Below are 24760 nucleotides of genomic sequence, written 5' to 3'. Positions count from 1 at the left end.
ACAAAAAATCCCGGGCACTCTCTCGTGAGAGTACCCGGGATTTCGAGTCCTACAGGACGGCTAGAGCATTACCGCAAGCGGTACTACTCCTGCCAGCCAACGTTGACCCAGTAGTCAGCGCTGGTGTAGCTCTGCTTGAACAGGGACGGACCGTAGTTCGCGACCTTAGCCTTGACAGCGGCGTACATCGGGCCGTTTGCGTAGGGCAGGTACACTGCGACCTTCTCGTAGTAGAGCTTCTCCGCCTCGTTAGCGATCTTGATGCGCTCGTCTTCCTTCTCGGTGTTCTGCAGCTTCTCGATGAGCTTATCAACTTCGGGGTCGCCGACTCCGAACACCTCGGTGGTGAAGAAGTAGGGTGCCGAGGAAGCCAGGTCGGGCAGAACGCCCCAACCGGTGAAGATTGCTTCGTAGCTCTTCTGGCCGAGCACGGAGTTGGAGTTCGACTGCGGCTGGTTGTCAGCGCTCAGGCGGATACCTGCGGACTTCAGCTGCTGCTCCAGAATCTGGTAGACCGCCTGGTAGACAGCCTCGGAACCGAAGGAGGTCAGGGCGAAGCCAGCAACCTTGCCGTTCTTAGCGTAGTAGTCGCCGGACTTGGAGTAGCCTGCGGCCTCCAGAATCTTGCCAGCTGCCTGTGCACCGGTGTCACCAGCGTAGTTGTTCTGGTAGCCCTTCTGGAACGGCATCGCAATGATGGAGCCGGGCAGCGGCTCGGTCCAGCCGAGCTGCGAGAAGTATGCCTTAGCGATCTGCTCGCGGTCCACAGAAGCGAGGATTGCGCGGCGCAGTGCCAGGTCCTCGATGCGCTTGGGGTTCAGCTGAATGATGTTGACGTTGGTGTTCTGGCTCTGGCGAATCTCGGTGCCTGCCTGGCCCTTCACAGCGTTGTAGCTGGTTGCGCCAACGAAGGTGAAGGCGTCCAGTTCGCCGTTCTTGAAGCTTGCACGGATTGCTTCGGAGTCCATCTGACGCCAGATGATGCGGTCCAGCACCGGCTTCTCGCCCCACCACTTGTCGTTCTTGACCAGGGTGAGCACCTTCTGGGAGGAGTTCCACTCGCCAATCTTGAAGGGACCTGCCCAGTACTGATCGAGGGGCTTGTCAACGAAGCCTTCGTTGAAGAGGTTGACGTCTTCCAGTGCGGGGTGGATTGCGAAGGCGCACAGACCCTCGGAGGGGTAGTACGGAGCCTTCATGGTGACCTTGACGTGGAAGTTGTCGCCGTCCACAGCCTCGATGCTTTCAACCTGCTGCCACATGGTGTTATCGGTGATGTGGTAGGGGTTGTCGGTGACTGCGCTGTAGACCTTCCACACGGCGCGAACAGCGTTCACGTCCATGGGAGTGCCGTCGTTGAAGGCAGCCTTGGGGTTGATCTTGAAGGTCGCGGTCTGCACGCCATTGACGGTCTCGGTCTTGTGTTCGGTGCAGAACTCGGGGTTGAGGGTGCCTTCGCCTTCGGGGCTCATGGTGTAGAAGCCCATCACGGCGGGAATGTTGCAGGGTGCCAGAGCGTCCAGGTTGCTGGAGGTGTAGCCGCTCTGGGTCTGCAGGTTGAAGTTGGGGCCCAGGGCGGTAGCCGCGAGGGTCAGGGTGCCACCCTGCTTGAGGGAGGAACGGTCCTGCTTGTTGACCTGAAGGTTCTTCAGAATATCTTCAGCGTTGTTAGCGGCGCTACCGCCAACCTTTTCCTTCGAGCTGCCGCAGGCAGCCAGTAGACCAACGGTGCCGAGGGCAACGGTGCCGGTCAGGAGGGTACGGCGAGAGACAGACATGCTCTTCATGGAATTTCTCCTAGAGTATTCGCAGTGTTGTGGAGGCGGTACGCGAACGGTGCGTAACCCACACTCCAACCCGGCGGGAGGACAGTCTCTGCCGGGGTTGCGGGCAGAATGCCCACATTTGTTTTAAGTATATCCGTGCGACTCTCTTAGGAACGGGAAAGCGGCGTGCTACAGAAGGTTTTAATCCTTTTGTAACACGCCGCTGTAGCGCTTTTACCCCTTATGGAGTGTGTGAGCGGTGCTCAACGCTTAGTTTTGCTTCTCCCAACCGACGTTGATCCATACGTTCGGGTTGTAGTAGGGCAGGCCGAAGAGCATGGGGCCGTAGTTCGCCAGGCCCTTACGGCACGCCTTGAAGTTCGGGCCGTTGTGGGTGGGCACGTAGATGGCGACCTCGTCCAGGTGGCGCTTCTCCAGCTCGTTCATGATCTTGAGCTGTTCCTTCGGGTCCTCGGTGGACATCATGGTTGCTGCCAGCGAGTCCAGATCCTTACCGTGACCGTTGTTGGTCTCGGAGATGTAGAAGTAGTTCGCCGCATCCACCGGGGAGGTGGTGATGCCGTAGCCACCGGTCTTAATCGCGAAGTTCTTCGAGGAGATGATGCTCGACATTTCAGAGGCACCGTGGTTCTCGATGGTCAGTTCAACGCCGATTTCCTTCATCTGCTGAACGAGGAACTGCGCGGTGGAGCTGACAACCGGGTCGCTACCGAAGGTGATGACCGGGTAGGAGACCTTAGCGCCGTCCTTGGTGTAGTAGTCACCGGACTTGGTGTAGCCTGCGTCCTCAAGGATCTTGGTGGCGACATCCTTGCCAAGCTTGGTCGGGTAGTTGTCCTGGTAGCCTTCCTGCATGGGCAGCATGCACATGGAGCCGGGCAGGGTTTCCTTCCAGCCGAGCTTCTCGTAGCGCAGCTTCTGCAGCTGCTCACGGTTGAGGGCTGCAACGAATGCGCGGCGGACGGGCAGGGGCACCTTTTCGGGGTTGATTTCGTAGTTGCCCACGCTGAGAGCGCTACCCTTGCGAATGTCGGTGTTTGCCACGCCGGAGAGCTCGTTGTAGGAGCTGAGGGTGCTGGCATCCACGTAGTCGATTTCGCCGTTCTTGTAAGCTGCCTGCTCTGCCTGGGAGCTCATTTCACGCCAGGTGATGCGCTCAAGAGCGGGCTTCTGGCCCCACCACTTCTCGTTGCGGACGACGGTGAGCACCTTGGAGGAGGAGTTCCACTCGCCGACCTTGAAGGGGCCTGCCCAGTACTGGTCGAGGGGCTTGTCGTTCAGGCCGTCGTTGAAGAACTTGGGGTCGGCGAATGCCGGGTGCAGGAAGGAAGTGAAGCTGCCTTCGATGGGGTACCAGGGCTTGGACATGGTGACCTTCACGTGGCGGGTATCGCCGTCCACAGCCTCGACGCTTGCGACCTGCTCCCAGATGGGCGAGGGGGTGATCTGGTAGTCCGAGCCGGATGCCGCGGCGGTGTAGATGGTCTGGTAGCTCTTGACGGCGTTCACGTCGATGGGGGTACCGTCGTTGAAGACTGCCTTCGGGTTGATCTTGAAGGTCACGGTCTGCACACCGTCAACGGTCTGCGCCTTGTATTCGGTGACGTAGTCCTCGTTCATGTGCGACTCGCCGCGGAAGTCAGCGTAGAAGCCGCCGGTGAAGGCGGAGTTGATTGCCGCCTGAATGTTCAGGTTACCGGCGGTGTAGCCGTTGGTGTTGAGGATGTTGAAGTTCGGGCCAATGCCGTCTGCACTCAGTCGTAGCTCGCCGCTGTCCTTGAGGGCGGAGCGGTCCTTCTCGTTGTAGGAGACTGCCTTGGAGAGGTCGTCGCCGGCGGAGAGAGCGCTGGTTTCGTTCTTGGAGGAGTTGCCGCCGCAGGCTGCGAGCAGGCCGACGGTGCCCAGGGCAACGGTGCCGGTGAGCAGGGTACGACGGTTGAGAGTGAAAGTGGTCATTAGTTTTCCTCAGTTAGGTGGGATGCTGAATTTTTGTACGCGGGGGAACACAACCCGCACACCTTTGTGACAGCACGCACATTTTGCATTGGCAATAGTATACACACATTTCCCACGCACTATGACCTAGTTCACCGTTTTAGGGAAAATATTTCAGCCAATCCCCGAAATCACCCCACCACAAAACCACCCATTAAAAACACAGAAAAGTCCCGCAGCACCCCACCTCTAAGGCGGAATACCGCGGGACTTTACCCTTCTGGAGACCTGAACCGGCGCCTCCAAAAATTCAGAAGCTACCGACTAGAACCCCAGAAACTAGCCTGTGGCTTTAGTTCTGCCAACCCACATTGGTCCAGCGCTTGGGGTCGGTGTAACTGGTTGCGAAGAGGGAAGGACCGTAGTTAGCCAGCTTCTCCTTCACAGCTGCGTAGCTGGGGCCGTTAGCGTAGGGGAAGTAAATAGCGACCTTCTCCATGTGCTGCTTCTCAGCCTCAGCAGCCATCTTCAACTGCTCCTCGTGGGATTCCTTCTCGTAAATGGACGCGATGAACTTATCCAGCTCGGGATCGCCCACACCTTCGTTGATTTCGCTGGTGTAGAAGTACTGAACACTGTCTGCGGGGTCAGCACCAATACCCCAGCCGGAGAAGGCGCAGTCGTACTGCTTAGAGCCCATCACGGAGTTGAACTGGGACTGCGGCTGGTTATCCTGCTCGAGCTTAATACCTGCTGCCTTGAGCTGCTGCTCGAGGTTCTGGAACTGAGCCAGGGAGGTTGCATCCGAACCGAAGTAGGTGATGGAGAAGCCTGCAGTCTTACCGTCCTTGGCGTAGTAGTCGCCATTCTTGGAGTAGCCTGCTGCTTCCAGGATCTTTGCCGCAGCCTCGGGGCCGGGGTTAGAAGGCATAGCGTCCTGGTAGCCCTTCTGGAAGGGCATAGCAATCATGGAGCCGGTCAGGGGCTCTTCCCAGTTGATCTGGCCGAACTTGACCTTAGCCAGCTGAGAGCGGTCAACCGCGGCGAAGACTGCACGGCGCAGGGCGGTGTCGGTCACGCGGGTCGGGTTGAACTGCAGGTTGATCACGCCGACGCTCTGGCCGGAGCGAATCTGGACACCGGGCTGACCCTTGACGGCGTTGTAGGTTGCCAGGCCAGCAAAGCCGATGCTGTCCAGCTCGCCGTTCTTGAACGCTGCGCGCTCTGCTTCGTCGCCCATTTCACGCCAGATAATGCGGTCCAGCAGCGGCTTCTCACCCCACCACTTGTCGTTGGGCACGAGGGTGAGGGTCTTAGCCGAAGAGTTCCACTCGCCAATCTTGAAGGGGCCGGACCAGTACTGATCCATGGGCTTGTTCACGAAGCCGTTGTTGAAGAGCTCCTTGTCGGTCAGTGCGGGGTGCAGACCGAGCAGGCCGAGGGTTTCGGCAGGATACAGGGGCTTGGACATAACAATCTTGACGCGGGTCTTGTCGCCATCCACGGGGTCGATGGACGCTACCTGCTGCCAGAAGGGAGCGGCGATGACGTTGTAGCCGTCATCGGGGTTGCGATAGACGGTCCACGCGGCGCGGATTGCCTCAATGTCAACGGGGGTGCCGTCGTTGAAGACAGCCTTAGAGTTGAGTTTGAAGGTGATGGTCTGCACGCCGCCAACGGTCTCTGCCTTGTAGTCGCTGACATAGTCGTCGTTGAGGCTGTATTCGCCAGCAGGGCTCAGGGAGGTGAAGCCGATAGCGGAGGGGATGTTGCAGGCGCCACCGAATGCGGTGAGGTTCTCGGTGGTGTAGCCGCTCTGAGTCAGAATGTTGAAGTTCGGGCCGACTGCGGAGACGCTACCGCGGAACTCGCCACCCTGCTTGAGGGAGGAGCGGTCCTGCTTGTTGATTTCGAGGTTCTTGACGATTTCCTCGGTGCTTGATGCAGCCTTACCGCTGATCTTCTTGTCAGAGCCGCCACCGCATGCAGCGAGCAGGCCGACGGTACCCAGGGCAACAGTGCCGGTCAGCAGGGTACGGCGATTAATACGTAGATGAGTCATGTATTCTCCTCATGCCGGAGGGCTCAGGTGCTATTTGATAAGCGCACCGTGTTGTGCGCCGATTTTGCGGGAGCGCCGAAGCTCCCGCCCATCACCTTTGTGAGAGCCCCCACATTGTTTGTGGTTGAAACACAGTATACCCCCAAAAGAAGCGACGCAGACCACAGTCCAATCCGTGGAAGAACTATACACCGTCTAAAAATCACGGGTTCAGCGCCTGAACCCGCATCATCACGCGGAAGCCGCGTGCGAAAACTAAAAAATGAAATATTATGTCGCATTGGCGCGCGAGCGCGTCACACCCAGTGCTTTGAGAGTCATTACAAGTTACAAGCACAGCGTCGGGGCAGCTAAAGCGCGCTGAACCCTCCACAAGAAAAAGCTCCCCACCCCTATACGACACTGCGAAAACGTATAGGGGGCAGGGAGCTTAAAACTGCGGCTTATGCCATCCAGCCGACGGTAGACCAGTCGGTGGTCTTGAAGAGGAACGCACCGTAGTTAGCGAGCTTCGGGCGGCATGCCTTGAAGTCCGGGCCATTGAGGAAGGGAATGAAGAGGCAAACCTCGCTCATGTGCTTCTTCTCAATTTCGTTGCACTTCTCGGCGCGCTTAGCGTCGTCGAGGATGGTGACCATCTCGTCGACCATAGCGTCGATTTCGGGGGTGCCGACGCCGTTCCAGTTCTTGGAGTGGTAGAAGTACTCGGCTGCACTGGTCGGCTCGGAGGTCACGCCGAAGCCCGAAATGCTTACGTCGTACTCGCGATTACCAACAACCTTCGAGAATTCAGACTGTGCACGCGAATCGAGCTCGAAGTTAATGCCGATTTCCTTCATGCTCTGGATGAAGGTCTGTGCCTGGCCCTTGGTGGTGGCGTCATCACCGAAGGTGGTCAGCTTCAGAGTGATGGTCTTGCCGTCCTTCGCGTAGAAGTCGCCGGACTTGGTGTAGCCTGCCTTCTCCAGGACCTTGCGTGCTTCCTCCGGGTTACGTGCCGGGTAGTTGTCGCGGTAGTACTGGGAGGAACCCAACAGAAGCATCGAGCCGGGAACTTCTTCTTCGTAGGGCAGACCCTGGAAGCGAATCTTTGCCAGAGCACCACGGTCGATACCCAGGAAGATTGCCTTACGGACAGCAACATCAGTGATGTGCTCTGCGTTCAGGTTCATGCCGCCGGCGAAGAGGCGGCGACCGCGGCGGATTTCAGAGTTCGCAACGTCCTTCATCTCGTTGTAGGCGCTGAGGGTACGTGACTCGACGACGTCCAGTTCGCCGTTCTTGTACGCGGCGCGTGCTGCGGCGTCTGCCATTTCACGCACGACGATGCGGTCCAGCTTGGGCTTCTCGCCCCACCACTTGTCGTTGGGCACAGCAGTGAAGGTCTTCTCGGAGGAGTTCCAGCCGTTGGGTGCCAGGGTGAAGGGGCCGCAACCGAGCTCGGGGTGGGGGTTGTCCACGAAGCCTTCGTTGAAGAGGTTTACGTCGAGCATCGCCGGGTGCAGGATTCCGCCGAAGAGCAGACCCTTGACGGGGTTGTGTGCGGTCTTGAGGACAACGCGTGCGTGGTAGCGGTCGCCATCGATAGCTTCAACGCTTTCGATGTACTCGTAGATACCTGCTGCGGCAATCTTGTATTCGCCGTCGGGGTCACGCTGGATCTGCCAGGTTGCCTTGAGTGCATCGATGTCGATGGGGGTGCCGTCGTTGAAGACTGCCTTGGGGTTCAGGCGAACCTCTGCGGTGATCTTGCCGTCTACTTCCTTAGCTTCGAAGCCGAGGCAGTAGTTGGGGTCGAGCTCGTCTTCACCCTTGAAGGTGCTGCGCCAGATGCCGGCACCGGCGATAACGCCCATGGTTTCGGAGACGGAGGTGCTGGAGCCGTTCTGGGAGAAACGGTTGAAGTCCGGACCGAGGGAGTAAGTGCTCAGGTTCAGGGTACCGCCCTGCTTGAGCTTCGAGGCATCCTGCTCGTTGATTTCATAGAACGGGGTTTCGCTTGCCTTGTGCTCGGTCTTGGAGGACGAGGAGCCACAAGCGCTCAGTACGCCGGCAGCAGCGACGGCGGTTGCGCCGCCGAACAGTACGCGGCGGCTCATGATCGGGTTGAATCCGGAGAGGGAGGGGATGGGGTGGGGGCTCATGATGGGCTCCTTGCGGGGTGTGGACTGCGCTGATGCAGTGTTTGCAGTGTAGAGTGGGTGGCTCGCGTGCTCTGGAGGCGGGGTTTCCGCCTGTAGGAGCGCCTGCTATCTGCGGTGATGGGCGGGCAGGTCAAGCCATGCAAAATAATGTGACCTAAAGCTATGTTCTAAGCCACATTTAATATTTTTAGTAGTGTACACCACACGCATCACTACAGGTGCGCAACACGATAAATATTTCTTAATTATTACGCCCGGCCCTAAGGCAGCGGGCCTAAATCCATGTCGGCACAACCCCACCACCTTTCGAGTGACACTCCCTCCCCCGCCTCCAGAAATAGTCAGCGGGCACAGCAAAGCGGGCCGAACGCGCATATACGCATTCGACCCGCTCATAGGGTAGGAACCCCTAGGAGTTCATCCAGCCCACAGCAGCCCAGTCCATCGACTTATACAGGCGCGGACCATAGTTAGCCAGATTCTTCTTGACCATCACAAAGTCAGGACCGTTCGTAATGGTACCCAGGAAGGCGAACTCAGCCATGTGCTTCTTCTCAATCTCGTTACAGGCAAGGTTACGTTCCTTGTCATCCTCAATGAGGGTCATGGCGTCGATGAGGGCATCGATTTCCTTGCTGCCGATACCTTCGTTGTTCTCGGAGTAGTAGAACTGCTTGGTACCCTCGGTTGCGTCAGCAGAGACCGAGTAGCCACTGAAGGAAATATCGTAGTCCCAGTTGCCCAGAATGGTAGCGAATTCGCTATCGGAGTGCTGGTCAATGCGGATTTCGATACCGACATCCTTCATCTGCTGGGTAAAGGTCTGAGCCTTACCCTTGGTGGTCGGGTCATCACCGAAGACCACCACTGCACAGCCAGCCTTCGTGCCATCCTTCTCGTAGTAGTCGCCGTTCTTGGTGTAGCCGGCGGCTTCCAGAATCTTCTGCGCCTCCGAAACACTGTTATTCGGGGTCGGGTAAGAATCCTGGTAGTAGGGCGAGAAGGGCATGTGAATCATCGAACCGGGGATAGCTTCCTCGTAGGGCAGACCCTGGAACTGAATCTTTGCGAGTGCTTCACGGTTGGTGCCGACGAAGATTGCCTTACGCAGGGCAGCATCCTTGACGCGGCGGGGGTTAATATCCAGGCCGCCAGCGTAGAGGCGGGTGCCCTTACGCAGTTCGGTACCCGCAATGTTCTTCACCTCGGCATAGGTGGAGGAGGTGCTTGCACCGATAGCGTCAATTTCGTCATTCTTGAACGCGGCACGTGCAGCGCTGGATTCCATCTGGGTAAAGACAATCTTGTCCAGCAGGGGCTTGGTGCCCCACCACTTGTCGTTGGGTACAACGCTGAAGGTCTTCGCGGTGGAGTCCCAGCCCTTATCCGCCAGGGTGAAGGGGCCAGCCCAGTACTCGGGGTGGGGCGCATCCACGAAGCCGTTGTTGAAGAGCTCGACGTCTTCCAGTGCGGGGTGCAGAATCTCAGAGAAGAGGCTCTGCAGCGGGTAGAAGGGCTTGGAGAAGGTGACGGTTGCGCTGTAGTCGTCTTCGCCCTTTTCTACGGATTCAACGAATTCGTAGATGCCGCTGGTGACAATGTTGTAGCCGTTATCCAGGCTCTTGAAGATGTTCCAGGTGGACTGGAGCGCCTTGTAGGTGATGGGGGTGCCATCATTGAAGACAGCCTTGGGGTTGAGCTTGACGGCAACCTGAATCTTGTCGCCCTTCTTGCTGTGCTCGGAGGAGACAGCGAAGTCAGTGTTCAGCTTGTAGGTGCCATCAAAGTCGAGGTTCCACATGCCAGCCTGACTGATGGTGCTCATAACGTTGACGTTATCGCTGGTGTTACCGCTCTGGGTGTAGAAGTTGAAGTTCGGACCGATGGATCCGGCGGGCAGGCGCAGGATGCCACCCTTCTTCAGGCTGTTCACGTCCTGGGCGTTGATGTCGTAGAGGTCTTCGATCTTGGCACCGGCGCCGGCAGCCTTGGTCTTTTCAGAGCTTGCGCTGCCGTTGCCGCAGGCGCTGAGCAGACCTACAGCTCCCAGAGCCGCGGTGCCGCCAATGAGGACGCGGCGGCTGAAGCTGTTCTTGGTCGCTTCGTGGCTACTCGCGGTGTATGCGGTGTTGGCGGTCATGGGAGTGGTTTCCTTCTATCTTGTGCGGGCGGGTGTACCCCGTATTCCCGAAGTAATGATTATTTATGCAGAGCACTGCATAACTTTGTATGACTTCACTGTAGCGCACCTCGAGAGCGAAAACCAAGCATTTTCACAATATTTCTTAATATTTATCGTGTTTTTTGAATATTCATACTATGAATACCCTGTTTTTGCGCGAATTCTTCAGATTTTTCCGGATAGCTATACCCCCGCTCCCCTGCATCGGTACATAAAAGCACCCAAAGCACCCCCTCCAGAAATGCAAAAAGTGTCCACCCGGATAATCCGGGTGGACACTTTCAATAGCTCTAGGCTATTCACCTAGGAGGTGAAGGGATGAGGACTTACTTAGCCCAACCAACCTTCTCCCAGTGAATGCCGGTGCCCTGGAAGAGGGACACGCCGTAGTTGCGCAGACCCTTCTTCACGAACTTGTACTCGGGGCCGTTCATGAGCGGAATCAGCACTGCGAACTCAGCCAGGTGCTTCTTCTCGATCTCATTGCAAGCCTGGTTGCGTTCCTTGTCGTCAGCAATGAGCTTCATCTTTGCGATCATCTCATTGATCTCATCGGAACCAGCTTCCTCAGGCTTACGGCGCATGTAGAACTGCTCGGTAGCCTCGGTAGCATCCGGGGAGCTCGGAGCGAAACCGGAGGAGGTTGCGTCGTAGTCCTTGGAGGCCATGGTCTTGTTAAACTCGCTAACAGCACGGGAGTCGAGCTCAGCATTAATACCTACGGACTTCAGCTGCTGAACCAGGGTCTGACCGACAGCCTTGGAGGTGGGATCCTCACCGAAGATGGAGAACTTGAAGGCAGCCTGCTTGCCGTCCTTCTCGTAGAACTCACCGTTCTTGGTGTAGCCTGCATCTTCCAGAATCTTGGATGCAGCAGCAGCATCGTTGTTCGGGGTCGGGTAGGTGTCCTGGTAGTACTCGTTGAAGGGCATGTGAATCATCGAGTTGGGAAGCTTCTCTTCGTAATCCAGGCCCTGGAAACGAACCTTGGCGAGAGCCTCACGGTTCAGACCAGTAACCACAGCGCGGCGCAGAGCAACATCCTGCATGCGGGCGGGGTTCATGGTCACGCCACCGGAGAACAGGCGAGAGCCTCGGCGGATCTCGATGTTAGCAACGTCCTTGAGCTCCTTGTATGCGGAAGCGGTGGTAGCACCAATCGCATCAAGCTCATCGTTCTTGAATGCCGCGCGCTCAGCAGCGGGATCCATCTGACGGAAGACAATGCGCTCCAGAACGGGCTTCTCGCCCCACCACTTGTCGTTGCGGGTCAGGGTCAGGGTCTTCTCGGTCGAGTTCCAACCACCTTCAGCAATGGTGAAGGGGCCAACCCAGTACTCGGGGTGCGGCTTGTCAACGAAACCAGTGTTGAAGAGTTCCTTGTCCAGCAGAGCCGGGTGCACAATGCCAGCGAAGAGGGTATTCAGCGGGTAGTAAGGTGCGGAGAAAGTTACCTTCACCTTGAAGTCATCACCGTCGCGATCCACGGAAGCAATGCTGCTGTAGATGCCGCTGCTTCCGACCTTGTAGTCACCATCGGTGCTCTTGAGGATGTTCCAGGTAGCCTGCAGAGCCTTGTAGTCGATGGGGGTACCATCGTTGAACTTAGCCTGGGGGTTCAGCTCAATGGAGACGACGGGCAGACCGTTTTCTTCGGCGACATCGAAGCTCTTCGCAAACTCGGGAGCCAGAGTGCGCTTACCCAGGGGGTCACCCTGCCACAGGCCTGCGTAAGCCACGGGGCTCATAGCGGTCTGAGTGTACAGGGAGTTGCCGTCCGCGCTGAAAAGGTTGAAGTCCGGACCAATACCCGGAACAGCCAGGCGCAGAGTGCCGCCATCCTTCAGCTCAGAAACAGCGGCCTCAGCAAGGTCATAAAGCTCCTTGGCATCGGTGCCCACGGTTGCACCCTTGGTGGTTGCCTTGGAGTCCTTGGACGAGCCGCACGCAGCCAGTACGCCCACGGTACCCAGTGCTGCAGCGCCACCGAGAACGGTACGACGGTTCAGGATGAAATTCTTCTCCATGAGAGTGTCCTCTTATACGTTTGACCCTCAATAATCCTGCAGGAAAGCGTCAAGGATTCCCTGCTCATGCGCCGCAATAGGGTGCGGTGAGCGATGAATTAGTGCCGGTCTATGAATGTGTTCCTTGAGGTACGCCCCTAGCGGCGCACCCACAGGCTTAATTATGGCTTACTGCCAGCAGGAAAGCTCTTCCATAAATATTCATATCTTGAATGGTGAGAAAGGTTATACCTAGTCAGGGCGGTTTTACCCGTTTTCCGGACCGTTTCAGTGCCTAGCGCCACATTCTGCGGTTCCCCCCGTCTCACTAGGTGACAATCTCGAACAACGTACAGCCCACCAATACCGGGCATAAAAAACCCGAGGGGCGAATATTCAACGAATATTCGCCCCTCGGCACACATGCGACTTATTCAGCCGACTCTAGAGCTACACCGTAGCGGCCTCAGCCTCAGGGTAGTAGCAAGCATAACCGTGATCCTGGCCCTCAACGGGGGTCAGTTCCGGCATCTCCTCCAGGCAACGACGCTTCTTGTCCTCAGGCAGCAGCTTGAAGACCGGGCAACGGCTCGAGAAGCCACAGCCCTTAGGCGCGTTCACCGGAGTGGGCAGGTCGCCCTCAAGCATAATGCGGTGGCGCTTTGCCTCAACCTCGGGATCCGGAACCGGAATCGCCGAGAGCAGTGCACGGGTGTACGGGTGGATCGGGTTGTCGAACACCTGGTCGACGTCACCAATCTCAACAATACGACCCAGGTACATCACTGCAACGCGGTCGGATGCGTGGCGAATCACCGCAAGGTCGTGAGCAACCATCAGGTAGCTCAGGCCCAGGTTTGCACGCAGCTCCTCCAACAGGTTAATCACACCAGCCTGGACGGACACGTCCAGCGCGGACACCGGCTCATCCAGAACCACGAGCTTGGGGTTCACAGCAAGCGCACGAGCAATACCGATACGCTGACGCTGACCACCAGAGAACTGGTTCGGGAAGCGGTTCACGTGATCAGGCTGCAGACCCACAATGTGCATCAGCTCGATGACGCGCTTCTTGATGTCTGCCTTGTTCATGCCCTGGTTTTCCAGGGGCTCAGCAAGCACCTCGTAAACGGTGAAGCGCGGATCCAAAGCACCGGTGGGGTCCTGGAACACCATCTGCTGGTTCTTACGCAGCTCAAGAATCTCACCTGCGGACTTGCCGTCCTTGGTGGAGGTTCCGTTAATCAGAATCTCACCGTCGGTGTTCTTGTTGAACTCCATGATTTCCAGCAGGGTGGTGGTCTTACCACAACCGGACTCACCCACGATGGAGAAGCACTCGCCCTCGCGAATGTCGAAGGACAGGCCGTTCACAGCCTTCACAGTGCCCACGCGGCGCTTAATCAGCGCACCCTTCATGAGCGGGAAGTGCTTCTTGACGTTGCGGACCTCCAGGACGGGGGCACGCTCCTCACGCGGAATGCCGTCGTACTTCGATACCGGGGGCTCCGGAACCGGGTACAGCTCGTCAGCGGTCTTACCGACCAGCTCCTGAGAGATGGTGCAGGAGGAGTAGTGGCCCTCGCCAACGCCTTCCAGCAGCTGCAGATCGGGCTCTCCGCTGGAGTCCTGGCAGCACTGGCCACCGCTCTTAGCGATGGGGCAACGCGGGCGGAAGGAGCACGCGGTCACCGGGTTAATCAGGTTCGGAGGGGTACCCTCAATCGGAACCAGGGAGACCTTCTCGGAACGGTCCACACGCGGGACCGCACCCAGCAGACCGATGGTGTACGGGTGGGAGGGATGCTTGTACAGGTCTTCTGCCTTAGCAATCTCCACCGGCTTACCGGCGTACATCACCAGAATGTCGTCAGCCATACCAGCCACAACACCGAGGTCGTGGGTAATCATGATGGTCGCTGCGCCGGTCTCTTCCTGAGCCTTCTGCATAACCTCCAACACCTGCGCCTGAATGGTCACATCCAGTGCGGTGGTGGGCTCATCGGCGATGAGCACGCGGGGGTCATTCGCAATCGCCATAGCGATCATGATGCGCTGACGCATACCACCGGAGAACTCGTGCGGGAAGGAACGCAGGCGGTCAGCCGGCGAAGGAATACCCACCATACGCATCAGTTCGATGGAACGGTCCTTGATAGCCTGCTTGCTCATGCCCTTGTTGTGGACCTTGAGCACCTCAGCAATCTGGTCACCAATGGTGTACACGGGGGTCAGCGAGGACAGCGGATCCTGGAAAATCATAGAGATTTCCTTGCCGCGGTATGCGCACATTTCCTTATCGCTCAGACCCAGCAGCTCGGTGCCGTTGTACTTAACCGAACCGGTGATGTCAGCGGTGGTCGGGTGCAGGCCCATGATCGCCATGGAAGCAACGGACTTACCGGAACCGGACTCACCCACAATACCCAGGGTCTTACCGGGGTACAGGTCAAAGTTCACACCGCGAACAGCGTGCACGACGCCATTCTCAGTGTTGAAGCGGACGTTGAGGTCCTTAACGCTCAGAACGGGAGAGGTACTCATTAGTTCTTCGCCTCCTTTGCAGCGGCAGCGGGTGCCTCTGCCTTCTCGTTCTTCTTGGACTTCTTGATCTTACCGACCGACATCGAAGTCGGGTCGAATGCGTCACGCAGACCGTCGTTCATGAGGGCCAGCGGACCAACCAGCAGGAAGAAGAACAGAACCGGGAACCAGAACATGTGCGGCAGGGTGTTAATCTGCTGCGAAGCATCCGAAATCAGCGAGCCCAGCGAGTAGTTGGGGTACTTAATACCGATGCCGATGAAGGAGTAAGCGACCTCAGAGAGCACAGCGCCCATGATGCCGCTGGTGAAGTTCAGAACCAGCAGGGAGCCAATGTTCGGAACCAGGTGGCGCATCACAATCTTGAAGGGGTGCACACCCATGTAGCGTGCAGCCTTCACGAAGTCGCGGTTGATGAGGGACTGCGCCATTGCACGAATAACACGGGCGCTACCCATCCAGCCGAAGGCAATCAGCACTGCAGAGAGCAGAACCCAGGTGGGGACGCTCTTCTGAATCTGCTTACCAACCTGACCGTTAATCAGAATTGCCAGAATCAGCAGCGAGGGAACCATGATCAGGGTCTCGAGGATGAACAGCATAATCTTGTCAATCCAGCCACCGAAGTACGCCATCACACAACCGTAAACTGCGGAGATGAACACAGTGGCCAAACCGACGACCACACCAATCTGGAGAGAGGTCCAGACGGCCTCAGACATCATGGCGAACACGTCATTACCCGCGATGGTGGTACCGAACCAGTGCTCGGCCGAGGGGCCTTCACCCAGCGCCATGTAGTCAATGTCGTTGGGCTTGTACTTGGTCAGGTACTTACCGAACAGACCGAACAGACCCATGCCGATGAACACGCACAGACCGAAGACTGCAGCCTTGTTACGCAGGAAGCGGCGCAGAATAATAACGCTCTTGTTGATGACCTTGAAGTCACCGTTCTCCTGTACCACCGGTACGGAGGAAGTTGCAGTTACCTGACTCATGAGATCCTCACTCGGGGGTCGACGATGGTGGTAGCGATATCAGCGATGATCGCACCGACAGCGAACAGTGCAGAACCGTACGCGAGGGTCACGGTCGCAGCGTTCACGTCCTGCGCGGAAATGGAGTCAATCGACCACTTACCGATACCGGGCCATGCAAAGACGGTCTCGGCGAAGAATGCACCCGCAAAAATCATCGGAATCTGGTACGCGATGGACTGTGCCACGGGGATGAAGGAGACGCGCAGTGCGTGGCGAGTAATCGCCTGGTTACGGGTCAAGCCCTTAGCACGAGCGGTACGCACGAAGTCAGCGTTCACGTTATCGAGCAGGTACTGACGCTGTGCAATCTGGTAACCAGCCCAACCGAAGATGGTCATACAGAAGGTCGGCACGACGTAGTGCGCCGCCATATCCATGGTGATTTCCCAGAATCCGGTCAGACCCGGAGTCGAAATACCGGTCACATAGAAAATCTTCTCTCCACCATTAGCAACGGCGATGTTGTTGATAGTGGTCGCGCCCTGCTGCACCACGAAGTAAGCAACGGGAGCGGGGATGATGTAGACCAGGTAGGAGTAACCGGTGATAACACGGTCAGAGAACTTGTACTGGCGAGCTGCCGAGTACACACCCAGGGCAATACCAATCACAATCGAGAGAATGGTAGCCACCAGCAGCAGGCGGGTAGAAACCCACACGCGCTGGCCAAATTCCTGGTTAATGTACGCGCCGTTGGGGCTACGGCCCCAATCGAACTTGGTGACCACATTGGTCAGCCACTGAACGTAGCGGTCCCAGGGGTTCATTTCGGGATCGAGACCCAGGGATGCGAAGTTACGGTTCACCTGCTCGGGGCTAGGCTTCGGAACCTTTTCCTGCTCCAAGAGGGCAGGCTTCAGGGCAGTAACCGCTGCAAAGTAACCCATCGTGGTCGTAATAAAGACCATGACGAGGTACGTCAGCGATCGCTGGAGGATGTACCTAAACATGGGACGGTTCCCCTCCTTGTGTAGATGTCGGTGTTAAGGCATGTGTGTCATGCTGTCCCAGTGCACTGCTTCGTGATGACTGTCACTAGGAGCATATTTACTTTATCTTATATAGCCTGTAACACTTCCACCAAACCCACATTGGGCACTTTCACCCCTTAGAACAGCCTGTATGCAAGCTAAAAGGGAGCTGGGTAAAAAAATGCCCCGGAATACCGGGGAAAAGGGGCGGATTAACAATTTTTACGAAAATTTTACATCCGAAACAATTCTCTCGACATAGGGACGTAATAACCTTTTCGATAAGCGCTTTAACAGGGTAAAACACCACGTAAACCCACCGTTTAGGGGACTAAACCAACACTTCCAACCCCTAAACCAAGCACTAAGGCACACCTCTTAAGCGCGCTATTTAAGGCAACTCAGCCAAAAACAGCGCCCCGGCATGAGCACACGACTCGCACCGGGGCGCCACTTATATAGGAAGGCAACGCCTCCGCATCTAGCGCTAAGACCCTAGCTCTTAGCGTTAGGCTCCGAATCCGGCGAATCCGGCGAAGCCTCCGAGCTCAACGACTCGGCAATACGAGCACGAGCAGAGCCGTGCATGCTCTTCAAAGCCTGCGCGTCCTTAGCAGCCATCTCAGGAGTAATCACCGGAATCGCGCCAGTCGCCGCACGAGCAATATCAACAGCCGGCTCAGTCTCCAGGGTCGTCGCCAGCGCATCCTCACGAATGAAGAACAGAAGCAGCGTAGACACCAGACCCAGCGGCACCAGGTACAGGAACAGCGGAATCAACGCATCGTTATACGCATTCACAATGATGCCGTGCACCGGCTCCGGCAAAGACGCCACCAGTTCAGGAGTCAGAGACGAAGACGCATGGCTACCCGAAGACTGCAGCGCCTGCTGCGGCATACGCTCAGAAATCAGCGAGGTCAGACGCGAGGTAAACAGACCACCCACCAGCGAGGCACCCACAGTAGCACCCACCTGACGGAAGAAGTTATTCGACGCCGTCGCGGTACCAACCACACTCACCGGGAACGCATTCTGAACAATCAGAGTCAAGAACTGCATGGACATACCCAGACCGGCACCCATCACCGCAAGGTACACACAGAACAGCCAGGTCGGAGTCTCAATAGTCACGGTCGACAGCAGGAACAGGCCCAGCGCCACAATCGCGGTACCGCTCGTCACGTAACGCTTGTAGCGACCGCTCTTCGACACCACGCGGCCCGTCACAATGGACACCACCAGCATGACACCCATCATCGGGATCATCAGCAGACCAGCCACCGTAGCGCTCACACCCAGCGCCATCTGCAGATAAGTCGGGATGTACTCCACCGCACCGAACATTGCCACACCCAGCGCCAACGAAGCACCCAGAGTCAGCAGGAAGTTACGGTTCTTGAACAGGTACATGGGCATGACCGGCTCAGCCGCACGGTTCTCCACCGGGATGAACACCAGCGCAGCAACCACCGAGAAAATCAGCAGACCAATAATCTGCGGCGAAGCCCACTCGTACTGGTTGCCACCCCAAATCGTAGCAAGCACCAGCGCACTCGTACCCGCCATCAGAATCAGCGAGCCAAGGTAGTCGATGCTGTGCTTCTCACGCTCACGGAACGGGCGGTGCGGCAGCAAGAAAATCACCGCAAGAATCGACAGAATAGCCAGCGGCAGGTTCAGCCAGAACGCCCAACGCCAGCCCGGCCCCTCAGTAATCCAGCCACCAATCAGCGGACCAGCCACCGACGAGAAAGCAAAAACGCCACCGATAATACCCATGTAGCGGCCGCGGTCGCGGGGAGGAATCACGTCAGCAATCACAGCCTGAGACAGAATCATCAGACCGCCACCGCCCAGACCCTGCAGGGCACGAGCAAAAATCAGCCAATTCATGTCCTGAGCGAGCGCGCCAACAATCGAACCCGCCATGAAAGAGACAATCGCAAAAATCAGGAAGGGCTTGCGTCCGAACTGGTCAGAAAGCTTGCCGTAGACCGGCATCGTAATCGTCGAAAGCAGGATGAAAATGGTAATCACCCAGCTCATGTGCTCCACGCCGTGAAGCTCACCCACAATCGTGGGCAGCGACGGCGCCAGAATCGTTTGGTTCAGCGAGGACATGAGCATCACAATGACCAGGCCCAGGAACATGGCGCGGATGCGGTTTTTACTTTCCTGCTTAGCCTCGCCGGCTGGCGGCTGAGGTAGCTTCTTTTCCTCTGTACTCATCGATAATCCTTAGTTACGTTCTATATATATCTGTTGTGAATGTCCGCCGGGCTCTGGATTCGGTTGCCTCGATTCGGGGCCTCGGATTCGGTTTCCGGCGGGCTTTTGTAGTTTGTAGCAGTGAACCGCCGCTAGATTGCCGGTCGGTTCTGCTCAAAAAGCAGGAACTGGAAGGTCTTCACCGTCTGGCGGATATGGCGGGCAATATCCTCTTTATCTTCCAGGTCGCGGGCGAACTCCAGCTGACGAAGCACCGCGGAGGCAAGCTGGACCTTTGCGCGTGATCGCTCCCGGAAGTGATCGGTCAGCGGGTCAGCGGGGGTTCGGCGCGGGAAGGGGCCGCGGCGACCGGCCGCGTCAAAAGCCACCCAGTCAATAGTGTTCAGGTAATCGGTGAGCACCTGTTCGCACTTCATGTAGTGCATTTTCATTCGTTTCGCGGACTCGGGGAACTCCTGAAAGGGAGCTCGGGGGTCCTTGCCATTGGCGTAGTGGAAGCTCTGGAAAATGACCTCCCAGAGAAGGTGGGTTACACGAATGATGGTGTTGTCATCCTCGTGGGCGCGGTCTGTTTCGAGGATTTCCTCGCTGACCACCGGTTCACGCAGACCCAGAACGGCGTCCTCTTTGGAGGGGAAGTAGTTGAAGAAGGTACGCGGGGAGACGCCCGCCTCCTGGGCGATTTCTTCAACGGTGGTTCCGCGCATCCCATGGTCGCGGACGCGTTTGAGGGCTGCTTCGTGGATTGCCGTCCAGGTTTGTTCGCGGCGGCGTTCGCGAAGGCTCTGTTCCTTTTTCTGCATAACTGCAATTATTTCACCACTGCACACAATGCTCAAGTGCATTTTTAGCGTTAAGGCTCACAGCATAGCCGGCTAAACTCCGGCCCCGCCACTGGCACACAACACCCGCACACAATACCGACACATCACATACGAAGCGGCAAACCCACTCCCCCAAGCCCCACACAAAACATCGGCATAATAGAGGGATGAACTTGTTTGCCCCCGCCTACCTCGACTTCCTGCCCGACTGGCTACGCCTCGCACTCGGCATCGCCGATATCCTCATCCGACTCGCAGCCCTCTGTTGGCTCCCCTACAACCGCAAACCCGTGGTTGCCCTGGGCTGGCTCATGGCCATCTTCTTCATCCCCTTCGTAGGGTTCATCGCATTCCTCGTCTTCGGCTCCTCGCGCCTGCCCGCCTACCGCCGCGCACGCCAACACGCCATGAACGACTTGATCCGCGAAGTCAGCGAGAACAAGCCCTTCCTCACCCGCACCGACGACCTCTCCGACCCCGCAAAGGCAGCCAGCCAGCTCAACTACACCCTGGGCTCACTCCCCCTGGTCGGCGGCAACCAATTCACCCTCCACACCGACAACCACGAGGCAATGGTCGCCATGGCGGAAGAAGTCGACCGCGCCACCAAATACGTGCACTTCGAGTTCTACATCACCGCCTACGACGAGGCGAGCGCAGTCCTCTGGGACGCCCTCTTCGCAGCCCACGAACGCGGTGTACAGGTGCGCGTACTCCTCGACCACATCGGCTCCCGCAAATACCCGTCCTATAAGAAACTCGTGAAAATGCTCAACGACTCGGGTATGCAGTGGCGCCTCATGCTGCCGCTCAAACCGTGGAAACTCAAGTGGCAGCGACCCGACCTGCGTAACCACCGCAAGGTCCTCGTCGTGGACGGACGCGTCGCGTTCTCCGGTTCGCAGAACGCTATTCACCGCTCCTACGACATGCCCGAAAACATTAAGAAGGGCTTGGAGTGGAAGGACCTGACCTTCTCCTGCACCGGCCCCATCGTTGAAGAGCTCAACGCCGTTTTCGTCTCCGACTGGTACTCCGAAACGAACCAGCTGATCCTGGCAGAAATTAACACCAATATCCCCTACTACAAGGATGGGATGCGCGCCCAGGTTGTGCCCTCCGGCCCCGGTTTTGAAACCGAAAACAACCTGCGCCTCATTAACTACCTGATCTACAACGCCGAGCGGCGTATTACCATCTGCTCGCCCTACTTCGTGCCCGAAGAGACCCTACTGCAGGCACTCACGAACGCCGCCTACTCCGGTATTGAAACCACCGTGATTGTGTGCGAGAAGGGCGACCAGTTCCTGCCGAACATGGCGCAGCGTTCCTACTACGAGCAGCTGCTGCAGGCGGGTGTGCGTATTCTGCAGTACCCCAGCCCGACCGTGTTGCACTCCAAGTTCATGATGGTCGACGACGAAATTACGTTCATTGGCTCGTCCAATATGGACCCGCGTTCCTTCTCACTGAACATGGAAGTGTCAACGTTCGTCATTGACCGCGGCATGGTCGCGATGCTGGATGAAGTATGCGCCGAATACGAGCAGGTCTGCACCGAGCTGCTGTACACCCAGTGGGCGGAGCGCCCGCGCCGCATCAAGATGGTGGAGAACCTCTGCCGACTGTGGTCATCGCTCCTCTAAATAAAACTGCCCACCCGGATAACCCCGGGTGGGCAATTTTATTGCATGAGGCGCTATCGCAGGATGCACTGGAACGATAACAGTGAAGAACGCCAACACCAGCAAAATCTGGTTCTCTGCCACAATCGCCGTTACGCCCAGGCTCGTACCCAGCAACCCCACGGTCGCAATCAGCAACCAGCCGACAAACACGCACAGAAAAGGGCAAAAAGAAACACGCGACACCTCCGACATCGCATACCTTCGTATGCGGCGAATGCATCGCGCGTTCATTTCTACCCTGGACTAGTTTAGCGCCATAAACGGTTTCCCGTGTGGATTGAAGAAGGTTTAATCTGCAACCACTCCGGCGCAAGCAGGCGAACAGCCTTCGCACAACCCGACAAAGCAGTAATAATCGACTCGCAACGCTGATTAAACTCGCTCTGGTGACGCTTATCCACAATCTGCCCCGGAAAATGGCGATGCATCTTCGACACAGAGTCGCTACTCTCCTGCAAACCGTGGCCCGTATGACCCGGAACATGCTTCACCAGCACACGCTTCTCGCGGATAGCCTCCGTCAAAGCACGCATCTGAGCCACCACGCGCTCATCCTGAATACCCTCAGAAACCCACGCCTCAAAAGCCCAACGGCTATGCGCCAAACGCAACACAAACGTCAACGCACCCAAAGAATCCGTATGAATAATCAGGCGGCGCGAACCGCTATGGAACACCGTATAAGCCGCCAACATCGCAGACAGCTCACCGGTCATAATATTCACGCCATCATAGTGGGCATGAAAATAGAAGCCGTCCTCACTCACGCCGGCGATACCCATACGGCCGCCACGCTGATACTTCTTATTGTGAGTCGAACGGAACGAACAATCCGTGAAAACGCTATAGTCCTGCAGCTGATCCAGCGGTCGAGGGGTCAGTGCCTCCTCCACCATCTCATCCACGGCGGTACGTGCCGCACACACCTCAGCCTGCATCCGCTCATACGCGGGCGTGCCAGCAAGCTTCACATGCACTTCACCCAAAGAATGGTTATCGTACGGGTCCAGCACCTTCTCAAAGGCGCGGTACTCCATAATCCCCTTCAACTGGTCGCAATCACGGAAAAGATGCTTCAAATTCTTACGGTCAGCAGCAATCGTCACCAGGTTCTGACGGTACTGCTCAGGAACCACATCCCACGCAGAAAGCACGGCACGACCCAGCAGACGCGGATGCACCTCATCACAGCACTCCATCAGGGAATGAACGTGAGTGAAAAGCATCGGCTCCTCATTCACCACAGTGCGGGTGCCGTCCTGCTTAGAAATAAAAACCACCGTCGACAATGCCGAATAACAAAAACCCTGCGCCTTACGATGCTCCTGAGCCACCGCAATCACAGCAACGCCCTGATCCGTGTACCCGGCAGGGTACGAGGCGCTATAGTCGGGCGCCTCCCAGGTCAGGGTGCATCGTTTGATATGCGCCGGTGAAAATCCCATGAGTGTCACCCCCCATGTGTGCCATACCGCGTCTCCTTCCATTCATACGGTATATCGTCCTCATTCTTTTATAGGTCGAAAAGAAAGGGGCACGCAAATATAAAACACCTTTTTTACAGTTAGCGAATGGAATAACCGCAACTCCTCTCACGCACCGGCACAACACAAAACCCAGCACAGAACACAGCGCGAGAAACCCCCGCGCATACCTCACCGAGGCGTGGGGAAAGGTGTACGGTAAAAGAGTCATATACGACGCGGCAACCGCCGCACCACCCGATAAGGAGAGCCCCATGATTGGTGTTTACGCCGGAGTATCCGTCAAGCCCGAGCACGTCGAAGAATTCCTCAAGACCATCGAACCGCTCGTGACCGCAAGCCGCCAGGACGAAGGCAACGTCAGCTACGACTTCGGTGCCGTCTCCGACACCGACTTCGCATTCATCGAGCGTTGGGAATCCCAGGAACTGCTCGAAAAGCACATGGGCACCGAACACTTCCAGAAGGCTGTCGCCGCATGGGAGCCGCTGCTCTCCTCCGAGCTGGACGTTCGCATCGTCAACTTCCGCTAAGCAACATTAAAGACCGAGGTGCCCGGCACCCCCTACGTGAGGGGTGCCGGGCACCTTCGTATGTCAGCCATGGAGGCATACCAGCCTTGGAAGCGAGCGCGGCTACTGGCGGCGCTCTCGGCTTATCGGCGCTCTAGGCCGACCTCCATCGAATCAAGTGTGAAACCATTCGTCGCGCTCACGCAATGCACCTTACCGGTATTCACCGACTTGCAGGTGTAACCGTACGCAGTCACCACCTGACCGGTAGATAGGGCAACAATACCCTCAGTATTCACCGGCTCCGGGGTGGCGGTCTGACCGACCAGGCTCACCTCGGGCGCCTGGCCCTGCACCATGTGCACGCGCTGCTGTGCCTTACCGGATGCGGCATCCCAGCCCTCCAGGGTCACGCCCACCAGCGCCTGGCAGTCCACACCTGACGGGGTCACCGAACACGCGACCTTAGAGTCCGGGCTGGTGAAACGCAGCGCCTCAACAGTCTTCGCAGAATCACCCTGACCGAAAGTGCCGCCACCGTACGCTTCAGCGAAAGTCAGCGTACCCGACAGCATGCGGGTCTGTGCCGGAATCAGCGCCAGGCGCGGCTTATCGGCGCTACCGCTCTGAGTGAAGCAGGCACCCGTAATGTAGTCGCGGCCCTGCACCTTCGTAGCGCACTGGTACCACTCAACACTCGCCGCGCCGTCCTGGTTCTTGCGGCTGTTGAAGAGGCGCACCGCCTCCTGAGCCTTCGCGCAATCCGAACCGTCATACACGTAAATACCGGCGGAACCACCCAGCAGACTCGTCACGCCACAGCGAGTACCAGGATCGATAGTGCTCACGGAGCCGCTCGCCGTGGCGTATGCCGCCTCGTACTCGGCGTTGGTGCTCGGCTCATTCGTGGGGGTCGCCACCGAATCGTAGGTTACAGGGGAATCCAAGCCGGCAGCAATCTGCACGGTATTCGGTTTCCAGGAGCCATCCGCCGCGGTGAACAGGGTCTTAGCGTCCACGGGCGCGGAAGAAGTCGCCACCTTCATCGGGGCGGTTTCAGACTCATCAGCCTGCGGCTGGGCAGAGCAAGAGCTCAAAGCGAGCGCACCGATGCAGGCAAGAGCCGCCAGGGTACGGCAAGTAAAGGCACGCTGTGCGCGTGCGGGCAGGGTAACCATGAATACGTCCTCGTGAGGGTTGCGAATTGCGTTGTGTTTGAGTGGTTGTGCTGAGTCGGTGAATCGGGTACCTAAGTACCCTCCTACACCCTACTGCAATAGCCTTGACAAGGCAATACGCCGCACCGGACTCTCAAAAACGTTAAAAAGGTCGGCACCCCGCCCCGC

Annotated in this window: 15 protein-coding genes; 2 read left to right on the top strand and 13 right to left on the bottom strand. The window is 57.4% G+C overall.

What is annotated here, in order from left to right:
* Window positions 1-83: 83 nt before the first annotated feature.
* From HMPREF2527_RS01400 to HMPREF2527_RS01350, 11 genes are all read right to left on the bottom strand, one after another.
* Window positions 84-1787, bottom strand: a complete 1704-nt coding sequence (locus HMPREF2527_RS01400) for an ABC transporter family substrate-binding protein (RefSeq protein WP_070505854.1) — start codon at window positions 1785-1787, stop codon at window positions 84-86.
* Between the two features lie 249 nt (window positions 1788-2036).
* Window positions 2037-3743 (bottom strand): ABC transporter family substrate-binding protein, encoded by a 1707-nt coding sequence (locus tag HMPREF2527_RS01395; RefSeq protein WP_070505852.1) that lies wholly within the window; start codon window positions 3741-3743, stop codon window positions 2037-2039.
* A gap of 331 nt (window positions 3744-4074) precedes the next feature.
* Window positions 4075-5784 carry an ABC transporter family substrate-binding protein gene (locus HMPREF2527_RS01390; protein WP_070505850.1) on the bottom strand — a complete coding sequence of 570 codons (1710 nt, stop codon included), beginning with the start codon at window positions 5782-5784 and terminating at the stop codon, window positions 4075-4077.
* 443 nt (window positions 5785-6227) lie between these two features.
* The gene (locus HMPREF2527_RS01385) at window positions 6228-7928 is read right to left on the bottom strand and encodes an ABC transporter family substrate-binding protein (protein ID WP_070505848.1); all 1701 of its coding nucleotides are present in this window, start codon (window positions 7926-7928) and stop codon (window positions 6228-6230) included.
* A 409-nt stretch (window positions 7929-8337) separates the two neighbouring features.
* The gene (locus HMPREF2527_RS01380; protein WP_070505846.1) at window positions 8338-10068 is read right to left on the bottom strand and encodes an ABC transporter family substrate-binding protein; all 1731 of its coding nucleotides are present in this window, start codon (window positions 10066-10068) and stop codon (window positions 8338-8340) included.
* Window positions 10069-10436: 368 nt separating this feature from the next.
* Window positions 10437-12137 (bottom strand): ABC transporter family substrate-binding protein, encoded by a 1701-nt coding sequence (locus tag HMPREF2527_RS01375; protein WP_070505844.1) that lies wholly within the window; start codon window positions 12135-12137, stop codon window positions 10437-10439.
* Between the two features lie 429 nt (window positions 12138-12566).
* Window positions 12567-14660, bottom strand: a complete 2094-nt coding sequence (locus HMPREF2527_RS01370; RefSeq protein WP_070505842.1) for an ABC transporter ATP-binding protein — start codon at window positions 14658-14660, stop codon at window positions 12567-12569.
* On the bottom strand, window positions 14660-15661 hold the full coding sequence (locus tag HMPREF2527_RS01365) for an ABC transporter permease (RefSeq protein ID WP_005507216.1): 1002 nt from the start codon (window positions 15659-15661) through the stop codon (window positions 14660-14662). The genes HMPREF2527_RS01370 and HMPREF2527_RS01365 overlap by 1 nt, the downstream gene beginning before the upstream one ends.
* Complete coding sequence (locus HMPREF2527_RS01360) at window positions 15658-16653, bottom strand: ABC transporter permease (protein ID WP_005507218.1); 996 nt, start codon at window positions 16651-16653, stop codon at window positions 15658-15660. Before HMPREF2527_RS01360 ends, HMPREF2527_RS01365 begins: the two co-directional genes overlap by 4 nt.
* Window positions 16654-17169: 516 nt before the next feature.
* Complete coding sequence (locus HMPREF2527_RS01355) at window positions 17170-18906, bottom strand: MDR family MFS transporter (protein ID WP_070505840.1); 1737 nt, start codon at window positions 18904-18906, stop codon at window positions 17170-17172.
* 131 nt (window positions 18907-19037) lie between these two features.
* Window positions 19038-19709 carry a TetR/AcrR family transcriptional regulator gene (locus tag HMPREF2527_RS01350; RefSeq protein ID WP_239662189.1) on the bottom strand — a complete coding sequence of 224 codons (672 nt, stop codon included), beginning with the start codon at window positions 19707-19709 and terminating at the stop codon, window positions 19038-19040.
* 188 nt (window positions 19710-19897) lie between these two features.
* Between HMPREF2527_RS01350 and cls the strand changes: the two genes are divergently transcribed.
* Window positions 19898-21376 (top strand): cardiolipin synthase, encoded by a 1479-nt coding sequence (gene cls / locus HMPREF2527_RS01345; protein ID WP_049340251.1) that lies wholly within the window; start codon window positions 19898-19900, stop codon window positions 21374-21376.
* Between the two features lie 290 nt (window positions 21377-21666).
* Here the strand turns inward: cls and HMPREF2527_RS01335 are convergent, their stop codons facing one another.
* Window positions 21667-22863: an RNase H family protein gene (locus HMPREF2527_RS01335; protein ID WP_005509232.1), complete on the bottom strand. Its 1197-nt coding sequence runs from the start codon at window positions 22861-22863 to the stop codon at window positions 21667-21669.
* A gap of 293 nt (window positions 22864-23156) precedes the next feature.
* Between HMPREF2527_RS01335 and HMPREF2527_RS01330 the strand changes: the two genes are divergently transcribed.
* Window positions 23157-23435, top strand: coding sequence for a putative quinol monooxygenase (locus HMPREF2527_RS01330; RefSeq protein WP_044150828.1), 279 nt, complete (start codon window positions 23157-23159; stop codon window positions 23433-23435).
* A 122-nt stretch (window positions 23436-23557) separates the two neighbouring features.
* Here the strand turns inward: HMPREF2527_RS01330 and HMPREF2527_RS01325 are convergent, their stop codons facing one another.
* Window positions 23558-24592 carry a 2-oxoglutarate dehydrogenase gene (locus tag HMPREF2527_RS01325; protein WP_070505836.1) on the bottom strand — a complete coding sequence of 345 codons (1035 nt, stop codon included), beginning with the start codon at window positions 24590-24592 and terminating at the stop codon, window positions 23558-23560.
* Window positions 24593-24760: the final 168 nt, after the last annotated feature.

This window comes from Rothia sp. HMSC071B01 (assembly GCF_001808945.1).
Taxonomy (GTDB): domain Bacteria; phylum Actinomycetota; class Actinomycetes; order Actinomycetales; family Micrococcaceae; genus Rothia.
The sequence above is the reverse complement of the archived record's forward strand: the minus strand, read 5'-3'. Positions and strand labels throughout refer to the sequence as shown.